This is a genomic window from Actinomadura violacea (genome assembly GCF_017573465.1).
Taxonomy (GTDB): domain Bacteria; phylum Actinomycetota; class Actinomycetes; order Streptosporangiales; family Streptosporangiaceae; genus Spirillospora; species Spirillospora violacea.
Genome location: NZ_JAGEPF010000020.1, coordinates 160627 through 175446 on the forward strand (window position 1 = coordinate 160627; position 14820 = coordinate 175446).

Sequence of the window (14820 nt, forward strand, 5' to 3'; positions counted from 1 at the left end):
TCTCAGGTGAGGCGATCGCGGTGCGCATTGGCTTCCGCACGGACCTCTTCGGTGAAGTCGCTGTCGTCCTCCGAGGCGTCTTCCTGGTAGATGAGCCAGCATCCGCGGATGCCGCCGAGGATGTCCTCCAGGAGGCCGTGAGCCGGACGCTTGGGGTCCAGGGGAGTGGTGCGCAGTTCTTTGAGCAGTGCGAAGCGAAGTCCCGGGTCCTGGCGGGCCAGCATCTCGACTTCGGTGACGTGTTCGAGCAGTTCGCCGAGATCGGGGATCCTGCCTTCGGCGACGGTCATCGCACCCCGGATCAGCGTGGTGATCGTCTCGTAGGGGCTGAGGCCGAGTTCAAGCTGTTCGAGCACGAGGGTCGGGGTCTCGTGCGCGAGGGCCTCGATGTTGTCGGCCTCCTGGAGGATCTCCGTGGTCGCGTAGCCGGTCGCATCCGTGGTGACATCGGCGGCGGCCTGGAGCCAGTGCGCCGCCGCGATGGCGGCGGCCGCGGGCTCGATGTCCTTGAACAGGCCCGGACCACCGAACGGGTCCGCGTCCAAAATCTTGTCGGCGGCCTGGACCTGGACGGGCGAGGCGTCCGCGCGCGTGAGAGCCAGAGCCTGGCGGGCGCGGCCGCTGAGATCGCCGAGTTCGGCCTGCTCAATGGCGGCCAGCTCGGCACGCACCTCGGCCCTGACCCGCTTGCTCAGATCGTCGTCGTCGATGTCGTGCAGAGCACGGCCGACACGGTGCGCGCCCTCCTCGACCGGGTTGTACGCCACCTCCAACACGCCGCCCGACGGCAGGTTCGGCCGGGTAAGCGCCACCTCCACGACCGTGAACGCCTCCCGCTCCTGCGCGCCCTCTTCGTCCGCGGCTGAGGCCGGATGGGTGTAGGTACGCCAGACCTGGGCGGACAGCCGGCTCAGAGCCTCAGCGAGGTGCCGGATCGCGTCGGCCGGAACATCACGCCGCACCTCGGCGAACGTGGAGGCGGCGCGACTCGCGCCGATCTCCTGTATCGCAATGATCGCGTGACGGTCCTCGTCGAAGGCGTAAGTGGTCACGGCTCCCCTTCCCTGCTGCCACCTACGGTGCCACCAGGCAGGCAAGCCCCCAAACGAACAACGTTCGCCCGCCCCCCACACGACCGTGCACGTGAGCGAAAGCGATCTCGAGAAAAGACGAGGCCCAGGCGGGGAAACAGGCTTCCTACCTGGGCCTTCTCAGTGGGAGCGGGCGACGGGAATCGAACCCGCGTAGCCAGTTTGGAAGACTGGGGCTCTACCATTGAGCTACGCCCGCGAGGGGTTGGAGGGCCGACTGGGCCCTCGCTCGTCAACGGTAGCGTACCGGGTTGCGGTGGGCGAACGGGTCCGCGGCCGGAATGCCGGGTTGAGCGAGGCGGACGGGCCTGATCGGCATTAGACTTCACGCGTCGCCGGGGACGGCGGCGGTCGCGGGCTGTAGCGCAGCTTGGTAGCGCACTGGCTTTGGGTGCCAGGGGTCGTGGGTTCGAATCCCGCCAGCCCGACGCAGGTCAGACGGTGTTCGGCTCTCTCACGTGGGGGAGTCGACACGGAGATCGGGAGACGATCTCCGGACAGGTCTCCCGCGGGGGAGCGAGTAGCTCATCCAGCAACCGTACGGGGGAGCGGGGCGACAGCGCCGCCCGCTGGCCTAGCGCGGTCTCCCACCGCTCCTGCAGCACCGCCCTCAGATCGGCGCGCATCGCCTCCGACACGTGCGAGTAGGTACCGCCGATCGCCGACATCGAATGCCCGAACCGATCATGCTGGAGGATCTCGAGCATCCTCTCCTCGTCCAGCCACACCTTGTGCCCGTGCGGCGTTAGCCCCGGCTTCAGAGGCAGCCACGACGCCAGCGCCCGGTCCTGGACGAGCCCGGAGGCGGCGGCCAGGGCACGCCGCCCCCGATGGTCCTCGGCGGCCCCGCCGGCCCGCGTCACGCGCCGCTGGCCCTCCACGGCCGGGCAGTCCGGCACGCGACGGCCCGCACCTGCACCGCCGGCCGGTCGAACCGCGGACGCCCCTGGCGGTGCGGCGGCGCCCAGTCATCATCGGCCGCGAACGGCCACGCGGGACGCAGCGGCTCGCTGGGCCATGCCCCAGCGACGTCGGCCAGGACCGGCCCTGCCGGCAGGACGTGCTCGCCCAGCAGCGGCGGCAGGTCAAGCGCCTCGAAGTAGTCGCCGCTGTCGTTGCGGAACGAGTCGTCCGTGGGGTCCTCCCGGGTGAACCGGCCGTCCAGCTCGCGGAGCTGCTACTCCACGAACAGCCTGCCGTGGCGGTGGTTCGGGCTGCAGCCCGATCAGCTCGCCCCACCGCAGCGCGCACCAGGCGCACGTCAGCCACATCACCAGGTCGTCGTCCTGCCCGGTGAGCAGCGCGCACCGCTCGGCCACCAGCAGCGCCCCGGTCGGCCACGCCTTCCTGCTGTCCCTGGGGCCCTGCCGGTGGACCCGGCCGCGCCTGCGGCTCCGGCCCCGAAGGCGGGCTGCGCAGTTGTCCTCCACCAGCCTGGCGGCCTTGGCGTCCGCCAGGATCGTCGACAGCAGCGCACGCGCCTTGGACGCCGTCGACAGGCTGCAGGCCCCGCTCCCAGGTGCCGAACTCCTGCGGGTGGACCAGCGAGTTGATCGGACGACCCCGAAGGTCGGCAGGATCTGCCCCTTCGGACAGTAGGTGTACCGGTCGACGGTGCGGTCCGCGAGATCCTGGGCCGGCCACCAGACCGCCTCCAGCCACGCGGCCAGGGTGATGTCGCCGGCGCTGGGGTCCCGGCCTCCGTTGGCCGGGCGGCGCAGCCCCTCCGGGAGCCGCCGCCATTCCTCGACCGACACGCCCTCCACGGCGGGAGGGTTCTTGTAGCGGCCGCGGTAGTAGTCGCCGCGGCGTTCGGCGTACGCCGTCAACGCTCCTCGGGAGGGTCAGAGAAGGGGGGGCCAGCGCGGGCAGCGCTTCGTCGAAGAGGGGCAGCCAGGAGGCCGGCTCGACGTCGTCGGGCTGGTCGGCCGGATCGAGGGTCGGTGACTCAGGTGGACGGTGAGAGGGTGCCGGGCCCCGGGGCATCCGGGCCGTCTTGGGCGGGCGGGGAGTCGTTCCCGGGAGGGGGCGTCTCCTCGCCGGAAGGTGAGGACGCTCGAGGCTCCAGCGGGCCGGGAAGCCCACCCCGCAAAGCCAAGGACCGCGCTACCGAGCTCGAAGGCCAGCTGGGCGAGGCGAACACGGAGCCGGCTCGGCTCCGCGAGCAGGTAGCCAGGCTGCACGCAGAGGCGAGAGCCTCACGCGATGCCTGAACGGCAACCGCACGCCGTCCTCGGCGAGGAGGCCAAGCCCCTTCCAGACTGACCGCTGACGACTCGAGCAGGTCACCACGCCGCCTGACTAGATCAGGCGCAACGCGTTGGAATCGGTGCTCGGACCCCGCCGCGGCGCGTCCGGTTGGCCCTGAGGAGTCCCGCATCGAGGAGGCCCTGCGCAATTCGGCGCGGGGCCTCCTGTCATGCGCGCGGGGCCGACGGTTCATCGACTGGAGAGACCGAACGAGGCCGAGGACGCCCCTGCGCGGGAGGGGCCGGCCGGGTGAACGACCGCCAGGGGCTCGGAGACCTCGAACCGGCGGCAGATCGCGCGGGCCGGCAGCCTCACCAGCTCTTGTTCCAGAGGATGCTCGAGGCGTAGACGTAGCCGCAGACGTACTTGCCGTGGACGTAAGCCCGGGACGCCCACATCCGGCGGCCCTGCGTGTCGACCTCGGGGTAGAAGCTGTGCAGTCGTTTGCCCTTTGACAGCGTGGCCACCCACTGGGCATCGACGTTGTTGTACTTCCGCATGTGCACGTTGTTGTAGCGCACGAAGCGGTGGAGGTGGGCTTCACCGGACCTGCCGCTGCAGTCGGCCGGGATCGGAGCGTTTCCGGCGTGGGCGGGCAACGCGCCTGTGATGCCGGCCCCCAGTGCCGCACTCGCGGTCAGCGCGGCGGCCATGGCGGTTTTCGCGATCTTTCGCACGTCACTCCCCTTTGTGAAGGCCCACCTGGGCCGTCTCGATGCTTGTGGATGCACTGTGCCGGGAGCCGGTATACGGCTAGTACACGCGCCGTGGTCACCGCTGATGGGCAACGCACACAGTGCGCTTCCGAAACCGTCGGTGGTATTCGGTCGGGCGGCTCGGCGCCGAGCCCTTTCCGTGGAAACACGGAAGGGCGATATCTTCCTGCCGGAGCAGCTGGATTGAAGCAGCCGAAACCCCGGTGGCCGCATCCGGACCCCCTTTTGGCCGCCTTTGGTCCAGAAAGGCCACAACGGCTGCTTCGCCGCGTTGGTTAGGGCACGGTTTACCTCCCGCTCACTTTCCCTTAACCTTCGCAGCGAGCGAGGCCGCCATGTCTCTTTCCCCAGCCACGCGAGCGCGCGTCCGCGCCCGGATCGCGCTCTCCCACGCACTGACGATCACCCCGATGGGCGCCGTCATCGCCGTCCGGAACCGGAACCTCGCGGCGTCCGGCGCGACCCGACGGCTGTGGGGGCCGCTCGCCGGCGTCCTCCGCCACCGGCCCCTCACCCCGCTTGAGGAGATTGCGCTACCGGACCGACCGGACGTCCGCCTCACCGTGGTCCGGTCCCGCCTGGTGCAGCTGCTGTTCTGGTACGGCGCAACCGGCTACGAGGGTGCGGAGACGCACTGGTGGCGCGTCTTATGCGCCCAGGCCGGCCGGATCCTGGAGGTCGGCGCGAATATCGGCTACTACACCGTCCAAGGCGCCAACGCCGCACCAGGCACCCCGTACACCACCGTGGAGGCCAACCCCGAGGCCGCCGCGATCGTCTCCCGCAACGTCGAACTCAACGGGCTCGGCAACGTCCAGGTGGTGCAGGCCGCGGTGGTCGGCGACGGCGCGCCCGCCACCATGCAGCTGGCGTTGCCCGACCAGGAGCAGTACGCCGCACCCACCGGCGCCTACCTGTCGGAAGGCGCCGAAGGGATCAACGACCGCCCGGCCGGCACCACGGTGACCGTCCCCACCCGGCCGATGAGCGAGTTGGTCGAAGGCGTCGACCTGCTGAAGCTCGACATCGAAGGCTACGAGGCGACAGTGCTGGAATCGGTCCGGCCCTGGCTGCTGGCCCAGCGCCCCACCATCGTCATCGAGGTGCTCAAGAATGTGCCTCGACTGCGGAAGCTGATCTGCGAGCTGCGTGGGGCCGGCTACGAGGTCCGCGCGATCGGCGACACGTCCCTCCATGCCATCACCGACGAGCAGTTGAACGCGGACGTGCCGCTGCCCCGCTTCGGATCCCGCGACGTCATCCTCGTCCCGTCTGAGCGGCTGCACACGCTCACCCCGCACTGACCGCGGTCGAGCATCTCAGGCATCGGCAGCTTGAGTCCGTACGCAAGAAGGTCCCGCGCGCAGCTGCGCGCGGGACCCAACAGGTAGCTCAGCCGACGGGGGCCGCGGAGCCTCCTGGACCATGTCGGAACTCCTGGTTCTGGTGGACCTCAAGCTCTCGCCTGCGCCGCAGCGCCCAGACCTCGCCGGTCTGGCACACGCGCTCGGCTGCGTCCGGCGCGACCCGCACGGCGGCGTGACATCCACGGCGCCCGCCGGGACGGCGACGGACGGTACTGGATCGAGTGTGTCCGGCGGGAGGGCGGCGAGCCGGCGTCCTGGTGAGCCCGCCCGCTGGAGTGGGTGGAATGTGGGGTTCGGGGGCATGCCCTGCGGCGAGGGAGAAGGCCGGCCCGGGCGGGGCGGCCGTCGTCGGAGGGGGAGCCATGAAGGCGGTGCAGTATCGCGAGGTGGGCGGGGCGCCGGAGGTCGTGACGGTGCCGGATCCCGTGGTGGGGCCGGGGCAGGTGCTGCTGAAGGTCACGGCGGCGGGGGTCTGCCATTCCGATATCGCGGTGATGAGCTGGCCGGCGGAGCAGCTGGGGTTCCCGCTGCCGCTGACGCTCGGGCACGAGGGCGCCGGGATGGTGGCGGCGCTCGGGGACGGCGTCGAGGGGGTGGCGGTCGGGGAGTCGGTCGCCGTGTACGGGCCGTGGGGGTGCGGGACCTGCCTGATGTGCGCGCAGGGCAAGGAGAACTACTGCCTGCGGGCGGACGAGCTGGGGATCCGGCCGCCGGGGCTGGGCGCCCCCGGGGCGATCGCCGAGTACCTGCTGGTCGACGACGCGCGGCATCTGGTGCCGCTCGGTGACCTGGACCCGGTGCGGAACGTCCCGCTGACGGACGCGGGCCTGACGCCGTACCACGCGATCAAGGGGGCGCTGCCGAAGCTGGTGCCGGGCAGCGCCGCGGTGGTGATCGGGACGGGCGGGCTCGGGCACGTGGCGATCCAGGTGCTGCGGGCGATGAGCCCGGCGCGGGTGATCGCGCTGGACGTGTCGGAGGAGAAGCTGGAGCTGGCCCGGACGGTCGGCGCGCACGAGACGGTGCTGTCGGACGAGCGGGCGACGGCGCGGGTGCGGGAGCTGACCGGCGGGCTCGGCGCGCAGGCGGTGTTCGACTTCGTCGGGGCCCCGCCGACGGTGGCGACGGCGACCGCCGTCGCGGGCGTGGAGGCGGACGTGCTGATCGTCGGGATCGGCGGCGGCATCGCGCAGCTCGGGTTCGGTGTCGTGCCGTACGACGCGTCGGTGCGGGCGCCGTACTGGGGGAGCCGCGCCGAGCTGATCGAGGTGCTGGAGCTGGCCCGGGCCGGGGTGGTGGACGTGCACGTCGAGACGTACTCGCTCGACGAGGCGCCGGAGGCGTACGAGCGGCTGCACGCGGGGCGGATCAACGGGCGCGCGGTGATCCTGCCCAACGGATGAGCCCCGGCGCACCGGCGGAAACGCCGGTGCGCCGAAGGTCTCAGAGGGTTCGCGCGTGCGCCGCCGCGACCGCGATCGCCTTCGCGAGGTTCTCGGGCCGGCGGCCGCCCGCGTTCGCGAGTGCGCCCTTGCCGCCCGCGCCGCCGCCGACCTCGCGTGCCGCGTCGGTGAGCAGATCGCGCGCCCGGACGTCCGAGCGGGGCCCGGCCGCCGCGACCAGCTGCGCCTTGCCGCCGGACGCGGTGCCGAGGACGGCGAGGCCGCGCCCGTCGCCGGACGAGACGATCGCGGACGCGAGAGTGCGCAGGTCGGCGGGGGTCGCGTCGTCCACCTGCTGCGCGACGAGCCAGCCGGACGGCACCGGTTCGGCATGTGATGCCAGGCGTGCCGCGAGCGCGTCCAGTTCGTTGCGGCGGAGCGCGTCGAGTTCGCGCTGCGTCTCCGCGAGCAGGTCGAGGCGCTGCCGCAGCCGGCCGGGCGCCTGGTCGGGCGGGACGTTCAGCAGCGCGGCGAGTTCGGCCAGCAGCGACCGCTCGTGGTCGAAGTGGCGGAGCGCATCGGGTCCGGTGAGCGCCTCGATGCGGCGCAGCCCGGTGCCGATGGACGACTCTCCGACGATGTGCACCGGCCCCGCCTGCGACCCGTGCCCGACGTGCGTGCCGCCGCACAGCTCGCGGGACGCGTCGCCGATGTCCACGATGCGGACGTCGTCGCCGTACTTCTCGCCGAACAGCGCGACCGCGCCCGCCGCCTCCGCATCGGCGCGGGACGCCTCCCACACGCGTACGTCGGGGTCGTCCGCCAGGTACTCGTTGACGAGCGTCTGGACGATGCCGATCTCGGGCACGGCGGAGAAGTGCGCGAAGTCGAACCGCAGGCGGCCGGGTTCGACGCGGGATCCGCGCTGCGCCGCGTGGTCGCCGAGGACGCGCCGCAGCATCGCGTGCAGGACGTGCGTGGCGCTGTGCGAGCGGGCGGTCGCCGCGCGCCGGTCCGCGTCCACGGCCGCCTCCGCGTCGTCGCCGGGACGGACCTCGCCGTCCACGATACGGACGGCGTGCACGTGCAGCCCGTCGATGCCGGGACGGGTGTCCACGACCTCCAGGACGGCGCCGGGCGTGCGGATCGTGCCGGTGTCGCCGACCTGCCCGCCGCCCTCCGCGTAGAACGGGCTGCGCGCGAGGACCACCTCGATCTCCTCGCCCTCGGACGCGACCGGCGCGGTGCCCGTCCCGTCGAGGAGCGCGACGATCCGCGTGTCCGCGCGGGTGGCGGAGTAGCCGACGAAGTCGGTGCGGCCGTGCTCGGCGATGACCCGCCGGTACAGGTCGCGGCGCGCGACGGCGTCGCCCTTGCGGTCCCGGCCCGCCCGGTGCGCCTGCCGCCGCTGGTTCTCCAGCAGTTCCGCGAACGCGTCCTCGTCCACGGTGAGGCCCGCGGACCGCGCCGCGTCGAGGGTCAGGTCGATCGGGAAGCCGTAGGTGTCGTGCAGTTCGAACGCGGTCTGCCCGGACAGCGTGGTGTCCGCCCGGGAGATCGCGGACTCCAGCAGCCGGGTGCCCTGCCGCAGCGTCCGCTCGAATCCCTCCTCCTCCGCCGTGACGACCTGCTCGATCAGCTCGGACTGGCGTTCCAGCTCCGGCCAGGTCCCGCCGAGGTTGCCGATGACGCTGCCGGTCAGCGGCGCGAGGACGGGCTCGTCGACGCCGAGCCGGCGCGCGTGCCGGGCCGCGCGGCGCATCAGGCGGCGCAGCACGTAGCCGCGGCCGTCGCGCGCGGGCAGCACGCCGTCGGCGATGAGGAACGCGATGGACCGCGCGTGCTCGGTGACGACGCGGAACGACATGGAGTCCTCGCCGCCGTCGCGTCCGGGGTAGGGGCGTCCCGCGAGTTCCTGGACGAGCCGCAGGGTCGGCGCGAGCAGGTCCGTCTCGCAGACGGTGTCCACGTCCTGCAGGACGGCCGCGAGGCGGTCGAGGCCGAGGCCCGTGTCGATGTTCTTCGCGGGCAGCTCGCCGAGGATCGGGTAATCGCCCTTACCGGTTCCTTCGCCGCGCACGTTCTGCATGAACACCAGGTTCCAGAGTTCCTGGTAGCGCTCGCCGTCCACCGCCGGACCGCCCTCGCGCCCGAACGCGGGGCCGCGGTCGTAGTGCAGTTCGGACGACGGCCCGCAGGGGCCCGGAGTCCCCATGGACCAGTAGTTGTCCTCCATTCCGAGCCGCTGGATGCGCTCGGCCGGGACGCCGACCCGGCGCCACAGGTCCTCCGCCTCCGAGTCGTCGAGGTACACGGTGACCCAGATGCGCTCCGGGTCGAGGCCGTAATGGCGCGTGAACAGCTCCCACGCCCAGGCGACGGCCTCCGCCTTGAAGTAGTCGCCGAACGAGAAGTTGCCGAGCATCTCGAAGAACGTCGAATGCCGGGTCGTCCGGCCGACGTTCTCGATGTCGGACGTCCGCGCGCACTTCTGCACGGACATCGCGCGGGGATGCGGCGGCTCGGTCTCGCCGAGGAAGTACGGCTTGAACTGGTTCATGCCCGCGTTCGTCAGCAGCAGCGTCGGATCCGGCGGGATCAGCGGGCTGGACGGGACGACGCGGTGGTCGCGTTCCCGGAAGAAGTCCAGGAAGGTGGAACGGATCTCAGAAGAGCGCATGGAACGGCCTCACGAGGTCGATGGGATGACGGCGCACACCGCCGAGCCGGGCCGGGCACGACTGCTCGTTCCCCAGCTCGGCGCGGCTAGCTCGCCGCCCCACCTCGTGAAAGACCATCGGACGCTTTCCCGTTCGCGGACACGTTCCCTGTAACGCTAACCGAGCCGACCCTCGTTCGGCACCGCGAATTCCCTTCGCCCCCGACCGCCGGCCCCCTTACGGTTGCGCCTGTGTACGCGTACACGGGGCCGCCCGAACTCCTCGCCCACGTGCGTCCCGGTGTCATGGGCGCGCCCGTCACGTCATCCGCCGACATCGACCGCCTGGAGCCGGACGACGAGCCGTTCACCTACGTCGTCGACCTCGCGGGGACGCTCCGGCTGGCGCCGCGCCGCACCGAGCACGTCGCCTGCGCCGCCGGGAGCCCCGTCCTCGCCGCCGGAGAGATCACGTTCGAGCGGGTCCGCGGCGAGTGGCGCGCGACCGAGGTCAGCAACCAGTCGACCGGCTACTGCCCCGACCCGGCGTGCTGGCCCGACGTCGCCGGCGCGCTCGACCGCGCGGGCCTGGCGCGCCCGGACGGCTTCACCGCGGCGTTCGTCTTCCGGCGCTGCCCCGGCTGCGGCGAGCTGAACGTCGTCAAGGACGAGTACTACGTGTGCGTGTTCTGCGACGGCGGGCTCACCGGGACTTGAGGGCCTCGGTCTCGGCGGTGCGCGCGTCGTAGGCGGCGCGGGCGGCGTCGATCTCGCCGAGGTGGCTCTCGGCCCAGGCCACCATCGTGATGGCGGCGTCCAGGAGCGTCGCGCCCATCGGGGTGAGCGTGTAGTCGACGCGGGGCGGCACGACCGGGTAGACGGTCCGGACGACGATGCCGTCCCGCTCGAGGCCGCGCAGCGTGACGGTCAGCATCCGCTGGCTGACGCCCTCGATCTCGCGCTTCAGCTCGGTGAAGCGCAGGGTCCGCTCGCCGAGCACGGCGATCACCTGGAGCGACCACTTGTCGCCGATCCGCTCGAGGATCTCCCGGCCCCGGCATCCGGCGGCCGTGTGCTCGTTGACGTCCATGGTTATCTCCAGGGAACCGAGGCAGAAAAAAGTGCCTTCTTGTGGTGATGGCGCGTGGATCCGCACCATGGAGACGGTTCCCGAAAGGAACCGCCTTACTGGTCATAACCAAGGAGACACGATGACCGCCGAGCTTGTCGAGATCCCCGACTACGTCGCCGGCACCTGGACGATCGACCCCCTGCACTCCGGGGTCGGGTTCGCGATCCGGCACCTCATGGTGAGCAAGGTGCGCGGCCGCTTCGGGACCTTCGAGGGGACCGTCGTGACCGGCGACGACCCGCTGCGCTCGGAGGTGACCGCGACGATCGGCCTGGCGTCGGTCGACACCGGCAACGCCCAGCGCGACGAGCACGTGCGGTCCGCCGACTTCCTGGACGTCGAGAAGTACCCGGAGATGACGTTCCGGTCCACCGGCGTGCGCGCCGCCGGCGACGGGTTCGTGCTGGACGGGGAGCTGTCGCTGCACGGCGTCACCAAGCCGGTCTCGCTGGACCTGGTGGTCGAGGGGTTCGGGCCGGACGCGTTCCGGCAGGACGACCCGTTCAAGGGCGCCCGCGCCGGGTTCACCGCGACCGGCGAGATCAGCCGGCTGGAGTTCGGCGTCGGCGACGCCGCGACCGTGCCGGGCGGGAAGCTCGGGCTGAGCGACAAGGTCGAGATCGTCCTGGAGATCGAGGCGGTGCTGCGGACGGAGTGAGGGCGGAACGCGCTGTTAACCGCCTGTTCCCGGCGGGTTCCGCCGCCGCGCGGGCCCGGCGCCCCATGATCGGTGGGGACGGGACGGAGGGCGCCGATGCCGAACGGGACGTCCGGGGCGCGCCCGCGGCCGGACCCGGACGGCGCTGCCCCGGAGGCGCCGGACGGCGCCGCCCCGGCGGTGCGGCGGGCGCGGCTGGCGGCGCCGTGGCTCGTCGGCGGGCTGACCGCGGTGATCACGGCGGTGACGACGTCGCTGGACGCGTTCAGCCTGCCCGCGCCGGTGCAGCTGGCCGTGACCGGCGGCGTCGCGGCGCTGGCCGGGGTCGCGGCGTGGGGCGCGCAGCCGGCGGAGCGGCCCGGGCCGGCGGCGGAGGCCACGGGCGGGGCGGTCCCGGCGCAGCTGCCGCCGGTGATCGCGCACTTCACGGGGCGGGACGCGTCGCTGGCCGAGCTGCGCCGTGCGGTCGCCGCCGGGTCCGGGTCGCCGGCGTCGCCGCTGGTGGTGTCGGTGCACGGCCCGGCGGGCGTCGGCAAGTCGGTGCTCGCGGCGAGGTTCGCGCACGAGATCGCCGACGGGTACCCGGACGGTGCGCTGTACTTCGACCTGCGGGGCGCGGCGGGGGCGCGGGTGCCGCCGGAGGACGTGCTGCTCGGGTTCCTGCAGGCGCTCGGGGTACGGCTGGCGACCGACCCCGGCGGCCTGCCCGAGCTGCAGAAACTGTGGTGGACGTGGACGCGGGGGCGGCGCCTGCTGGTGCTGCTGGACAACGCGCGCGACGCGGCGCAGGTGCGGGCGCTGCTGCCGCCGGGCGGCGGCTGCGCGGTGCTGGTGACGTCGCGGCAGCCGCTCGGCCTGCTGAACGACCTCGACCGGCGGCTGCCCGAGTTCACCGCCGGGCACGCCGTGGAGCTGCTCGGACGGCTCGCCGGGCGGGACCGCGTCGGCGCGGACCCGGAGGCGGCGGCGGAGATCGCCGAGCTGTGCGGGCGGCTGCCGCTGGCGGTCGGGATCTGCGGGGGACGGCTCGCGGCGCGCGAGTCGTGGACGCCGCGGGTGCTGGCCGATCGGCTGCGGGACGAGCGGCGCCGGCTGGGGGAGCTGGAGCACGGCATCGACCGCGGCGTCCGGGCGAGCCTGGCGCTCAGCTACGACGACTGCAGCCCGACGCAGCGGCGGCTGCTGCGCACGCTCGGCGTGCAGGCGGCGCCGGACGTGCAGGCGTGGGCGGCGGGCGCGCTGCTCGGGGTGTCCGACCTGGAGGGCGAGGACCTGCTGGAGGCCCTCGTGGACGCGCAGCTCGCCGAGTGCTCGGGGACGGACGCGACGGGCCGGATGCGGTACCGGCTGCACGACCTCGTCCGGCTCTACGCCCTGGAGCGGGCCGAGCAGGAGGACTCCCGGGAGGACCGGGACGCGGCGGTCGAGCGGCTGCTGGACGGGTACCGGGAGCGGGCGGAGCGGGTCGCGGCGAGCCGGTGGCCGCAGGACTGGCACCGCGGCTCGGGGCAGGTGCCGGGCCTCGGGTTCGCGGCGGTCGACTGGCTGACGAGCGAGCGTCCGGCGCTGCCGGCGCTGCTCGGGCAGGGCGCGGAGCGCGGGATGTGGACGCTGGTGTGGCGGCTGGGGCGGGCGGCGTGTTCGCTGTTCCATTCGCTGCGCGTGTTCTGGCCGGAGTGGAAGGCGGCGGCGGAGCTGACCTGCACCGCCGCGGGCCATCTGGACGACCGTTCGCTCGGCATCGCGCTGCTGGAGCGTTCGTCGGTGCGCGGTGACCAGGGTCAGATCGATCTGGCGGGCGAGGACGCCGCCGAAGCGCTTCGCATCTTCACCGGTAACCGGGAGACGTGGTGGCGGGCGCGCGCGCTGAGGTCAACGGGGATGTGCCTCAGGGACGCGGGCAATCTGGACGAGGGGCAGCGCTACCTGTCCGAGGCCATCGAGGCGTTCGAGGCGGAGGGCGATGCGTGGTGGCAGGCGCGGACCCGCCGCAATCTCGCTGAACTGCGGCTCGCGCAACGCCGCTATGCGGAGGCCCGCGAACTGCTGGAGAGCGCGCTCGCGGTGTTCCAGCGCAATGGCAACCGGTACTCGGAGGCGCAGACGCTGCGCGCGCTCGGGGAAGTGCTCGCGTCCGAGGCGCGCGCTGCACGCGTCCGGCGACGAGGCCGCGGCCGAGGTCAAGTACAGCCTCGCCGCGCCCGCGCTGGAACGCGCCGCCGAGGCGTTCCGGCTGCGCGGCGAGCAGTGGGAGGAGGCCCGCTGCCTGCGCGCGGCGGGCGAGGTCGGCGATCCCCGCAACGGCCTGCGCGAACTGACGTTCGTGCGGACCGCGGGACGGGTCCTCGCCGACCTCGGCGACACCTGGGGCGTCGCGCGCACCGGCGTGTCGGAGGCCAACGCGCTCGCCCGGCTCGGCCGCCATGCGGAGGCCGCCGGCACCGTCCGGCGGGCCGTCGCGGAGTTCGACGGGCTGGGCGACCGCTGGTGGCAGGCGCGCGGCCGCCGCACCCTCGCCGAGATCCTGCTGGACGCCGGCGACCGCGCGGCGGCGGCGCGGCCCGCCCGCGAGGCCCTCGACCTGTACCGCAGCCTCGGGAACGCGGCCGGGGAGAGCCGCGCCCGCGCCGTCCTCGCCCGGACCGAGCCACCGGACCGGTAGCGGCGTCCGGGAGACTGGGGCCGTGGAACTGCGGCGGCTCAGATACTTCGTCGCGGTCGCGGAGGAGGCGAACCTCACCCGCGCCGCCGAACGGCTCGGGCTGCGCTCGCCCTCGCTCAGCCAGCAGATCCGCGGGCTCGAACGCGAGCTCGGCGCCGCCCTGTTCGACCGGACCGCCGCCGGGATGGAGCTGACGCCGGCCGGCGCCGCGCTGCTGCCGGAGGCGCGGGCCGCGCTGGCCGCCGCCGAGCGGGGCGCGCGGGCCGTGGCGGACGCGTCGTCGGCCACCGCGGCCCTGGTCGTCGGCGTGCCGCCCGGGGTCCCGCCCGACCTGCCCGGACGGCTCGGCGCGGCGGCGCGCGACGCCCGCGTCCGGCCCGTGTACGAGGATGCCGCGACCGACCGGCAGCTCGTCGCGCTGCGCCGCCGCGAGCTGGACCTCGCCGTGGTGACGCTGCCCGCCGACCTCGCCGGGCTGGCGCGCGAGATCGTCCACGACGAGCCGCTCGGCGTCCTGATGGCGGACGGCCACCGGCTCGCCGCGCGGGACGCGGTCGCGTGGCGCGACCTGGCGGGGGAGCGGCTGCTGTGGTTCGACCGCGGCCTCGCGTCCGGCTACCACGACGCGGTCCTCGACGCCTGCCGCGCGGCGGGCTGGGACCCGGAGACCCGCGTCTCGACGGCGCGGCGCGCCGTCGAGCGGGCCGAGCTGGCGTCCGGGGAGCCGATCGTCGCGCTGCGCCCCGCGTGGGCGGCCGAACCCGGGCTCGTGTGGCGGCCCCTCGCCGCGGACGCGCCGCGCCTGAGGTTCGCGCTCGCCTGGCGCCGTGATGCCGGTCACGCGCGCGCCGAGGCGATAGCCCGCCGTCTGCGGCGTTAGGCGCGTCCTCATCCGGCTTAGGC

General features: G+C 73.4%; 11 protein-coding genes, 2 tRNA genes and 1 pseudogene. 7 read left to right on the forward strand and 7 right to left on the reverse strand.

Annotated elements, in window-relative coordinates; genetic code table 11:
* Window positions 1–2: 2 nt before the first annotated feature.
* Together J4709_RS31595 and J4709_RS31600 are read right to left on the reverse strand one after the other, a co-directional pair.
* On the reverse strand, window positions 3–1052 hold the full coding sequence (locus tag J4709_RS31595; protein ID WP_208246109.1) for a hypothetical protein: 1050 nt from the start codon (window positions 1050–1052) through the stop codon (window positions 3–5).
* Window positions 1053–1219: 167 nt separating this feature from the next.
* Window positions 1220–1290, reverse strand: a tRNA-Gly gene (locus J4709_RS31600).
* A 155-nt stretch (window positions 1291–1445) separates the two neighbouring features.
* Here J4709_RS31600 and J4709_RS31605 point away from each other — a divergent pair.
* Window positions 1446–1519 (forward strand) — tRNA-Pro (locus tag J4709_RS31605).
* Window positions 1520–1525: 6 nt separating this feature from the next.
* Here the strand turns inward: J4709_RS31605 and J4709_RS31610 are convergent.
* From J4709_RS31610 to J4709_RS31620, 3 genes are all read right to left on the reverse strand, one after another.
* The gene (locus tag J4709_RS31610; protein WP_208246111.1) at window positions 1526–1990 is read right to left on the reverse strand and encodes a hypothetical protein; all 465 of its coding nucleotides are present in this window, start codon (window positions 1988–1990) and stop codon (window positions 1526–1528) included.
* 186 nt (window positions 1991–2176) lie between these two features.
* Window positions 2177–2920: a hypothetical protein gene (locus tag J4709_RS31615; RefSeq protein WP_208246113.1), complete on the reverse strand. Its 744-nt coding sequence runs from the start codon at window positions 2918–2920 to the stop codon at window positions 2177–2179.
* A 732-nt stretch (window positions 2921–3652) separates the two neighbouring features.
* On the reverse strand, window positions 3653–4018 hold the full coding sequence (locus tag J4709_RS31620) for a hypothetical protein (RefSeq protein ID WP_208246115.1): 366 nt from the start codon (window positions 4016–4018) through the stop codon (window positions 3653–3655).
* Window positions 4019–4392: 374 nt separating this feature from the next.
* Between J4709_RS31620 and J4709_RS31625 the strand changes: the two genes are divergently transcribed.
* Entirely contained in the window at window positions 4393–5361 is a 969-nt protein-coding gene (locus J4709_RS31625; RefSeq protein ID WP_208246117.1) for an FkbM family methyltransferase, read from the forward strand.
* A gap of 425 nt (window positions 5362–5786) precedes the next feature.
* Window positions 5787–6827 (forward strand): NAD(P)-dependent alcohol dehydrogenase, encoded by a 1041-nt coding sequence (locus tag J4709_RS31630; RefSeq protein ID WP_208246119.1) that lies wholly within the window; start codon window positions 5787–5789, stop codon window positions 6825–6827.
* 40 nt (window positions 6828–6867) lie between these two features.
* Here J4709_RS31630 and alaS read toward each other — a convergent pair whose 3' ends face one another.
* Window positions 6868–9486 carry an alanine--tRNA ligase gene (gene alaS / locus J4709_RS31635; RefSeq protein ID WP_208246121.1) on the reverse strand — a complete coding sequence of 873 codons (2619 nt, stop codon included), beginning with the start codon at window positions 9484–9486 and terminating at the stop codon, window positions 6868–6870.
* 231 nt (window positions 9487–9717) lie between these two features.
* On the opposite strand from alaS, the gene J4709_RS31640 reads away from it, so the two are divergent.
* The gene (locus J4709_RS31640; RefSeq protein ID WP_307801702.1) at window positions 9718–10182 is read left to right on the forward strand and encodes a hypothetical protein; all 465 of its coding nucleotides are present in this window, start codon (window positions 9718–9720) and stop codon (window positions 10180–10182) included.
* Here the strand turns inward: J4709_RS31640 and J4709_RS31645 are convergent.
* A complete protein-coding gene (locus J4709_RS31645; RefSeq protein WP_208246124.1) occupies window positions 10169–10555 on the reverse strand; it encodes a winged helix-turn-helix transcriptional regulator in 387 nt (128 codons plus the stop codon). The two genes, J4709_RS31640 and J4709_RS31645, sit on opposite strands and share 14 nt — an antisense overlap.
* Before the next feature lie 121 nt (window positions 10556–10676).
* On the opposite strand from J4709_RS31645, the gene J4709_RS31650 reads away from it, so the two are divergent.
* The 3 genes and pseudogenes from J4709_RS31650 to J4709_RS31665 all read left to right on the forward strand — a co-directional run bounded on the left by J4709_RS31650 (window position 10677) and on the right by J4709_RS31665 (window position 14797).
* The gene (locus J4709_RS31650) at window positions 10677–11255 is read left to right on the forward strand and encodes a YceI family protein (RefSeq protein WP_208246126.1); all 579 of its coding nucleotides are present in this window, start codon (window positions 10677–10679) and stop codon (window positions 11253–11255) included.
* 1881 nt (window positions 11256–13136) lie between these two features.
* Window positions 13137–13379 (forward strand): annotated as a pseudogene (locus tag J4709_RS56405) (tetratricopeptide repeat protein); the annotation flags it as partial.
* Between the two features lie 560 nt (window positions 13380–13939).
* A complete protein-coding gene (locus J4709_RS31665; protein ID WP_208246128.1) occupies window positions 13940–14797 on the forward strand; it encodes a LysR family transcriptional regulator in 858 nt (285 codons plus the stop codon).
* Window positions 14798–14820 lie beyond the last annotated feature (23 nt).